Source organism: Moorena sp. SIO3E8 (genome assembly GCF_010692445.1).
GTDB lineage: Bacteria > Cyanobacteriota > Cyanobacteriia > Cyanobacteriales > Coleofasciculaceae > Moorena > Moorena bouillonii.
In genome coordinates, this window is the sequence record NZ_JAAHHM010000343.1 from 1 (window position 1) to 1,580 (window position 1,580).

The following is a 1,580-nucleotide window of genomic DNA, read 5'->3' on the forward strand; positions in this document are numbered from 1 at the left end:
CAGAACTGATTGGGGCAGCAGTTCCAGAGCTTCAAAGCTATTTGGGATAGCTGGCGGTTTGATTTCCATGGTTCTACACTACTACTCATCCTTCCCTTTTTGTCAACCCCATCACCTGAATGCTTACGTTGCTGCATCTTTGTCTTCGGTTTTTTTTCCAGTAGCAGCTATAAGTTGGCCGTTGTCTAGGGTGAGAGATTCAGCATTAATTTCCAGTGTACCAGCTACTCCTAGCTCCCTCTGATCCACATCGGTTTCTGGAAAACCATTCTGAGTTAATGGTACAGCGCTTACTGATATTTTGGCTCCATCTTCGACAGTTAGCTTTTCGGTTGTTACTGTCAAGTCTCCTGCCTGGCTACCTCCGCTGGCTGCAACGGAAATCCTGCTGTCAGGGTCATCATCAAAGATCACAAGGACTTCATTGGATATGTTCAGTTTTATAACGTTTATTCGTTCTTCTATGTCTTGGATTTTTGTCTCTATTTCTTCTATGTCTTATTCCAGTTTTTTGATATTTGCTTCCGTTATTTGATTCTGGGTTTCCTGGAGTTCATCCAGCTTTTTGATGAGTTGACGGTTTTCTCTGTTTAGTTTATTATCTTCGTTATCCAGTTGCCGCTTTTGTGATTCCAGAATATTATTGATAATAACAATACGTTGCGAGGAAGAGTCGGGAGCACTACCACTAACAATAACTTGCTCTGAAGCATTAATCGTAATGGTGCCAGCATTGCCAGGATCTCCACCCTCATCATTTAAGGGTTTAGTCTTAATTTCTCCCTCTTCCGTGATGCCTATTATCTCGAAGGGATTACTATTTAAGGCAGTAGAAATAATTTTCCCCCCTTCAGTGACCTTTACTTCGTTAGCATTGATTGTGATTTCACCGCCTTGAAATTTACCGATGCTGCGAGTGCTTATAAATGAATCATTGGATACGGTCAATTTACCAGTTGTGATATTTATCTTTCCTCCCCGAGGCTCGTTTTCCCCAACACTCTCAGCTCCTAGTCGAGTTTCGGTAACTATGCGATTGGCGTTTTTTCCAGAAATTTCCACAAAATCGGTAGCATTGACTGTAATATTACCTGCTGGGAGTTTGCCCTGAGTAAAAGCTTCTAATTTACCTCCATTTTTAAGGGATAGAGAGCGGGCTGTAATGGTAATGTTGCCAACCCCTCCTGGGGTGTTTTTCGCTGTTTCTGGGTTTCCCGCTCCAGCATTTACGAAAGATTCGATATCGCTGTTGTTAAGCTCAATCTTATCCTTAACCGTTATCCTGATATTTCCAGGATTGCCCTTACTGTTCGACTGAACTTGACTACTAATAAAGCTTCTGTTGTTTAAGGAAAGTGAACCAGCTTCAATGATTATGTCGTTACCATCCCCTTTAGATCTCTTTTGGGATTGTGCTGCAATTTGGGCTCGGTCTGTCATGATGAAGTCTCCTGGGCGACCGATGAAGGCGCTCAAAGGAGTGAGAATTCCATAATTCTCCATAGAGGCTAGAGTTCAAGCGAAGTTCCCACCCGAAGGGGCGCTGCGAGATGGATATATCCGGCTTCTGAGCTAGAATA

General features: G+C 42.9%; 2 protein-coding genes. Both read right to left on the reverse strand.

The window, feature by feature from the left end:
- Positions 1 to 123: 123 nt before the first annotated feature.
- Positions 124 to 414 carry a hypothetical protein gene (locus F6K46_RS39650; RefSeq protein ID WP_293068975.1) on the reverse strand — a complete coding sequence of 97 codons (291 nt, stop codon included), beginning with the start codon at positions 412 to 414 and terminating at the stop codon, positions 124 to 126.
- An 84-nt stretch (positions 415 to 498) separates the two neighbouring features.
- On the reverse strand, positions 499 to 1,503 hold the full coding sequence (locus tag F6K46_RS39655; RefSeq protein ID WP_293068977.1) for a hypothetical protein: 1,005 nt from the start codon (positions 1,501 to 1,503) through the stop codon (positions 499 to 501).
- Positions 1,504 to 1,580: the final 77 nt, after the last annotated feature.

Coding starts and splice junctions, on each gene's coding strand:
- F6K46_RS39655 (WP_293068977.1), bottom strand. CDS start 1,503: ATGGAGAATTATGGAATTCTCACTCCTTTGAGCGCCTTCATCGGTCGC.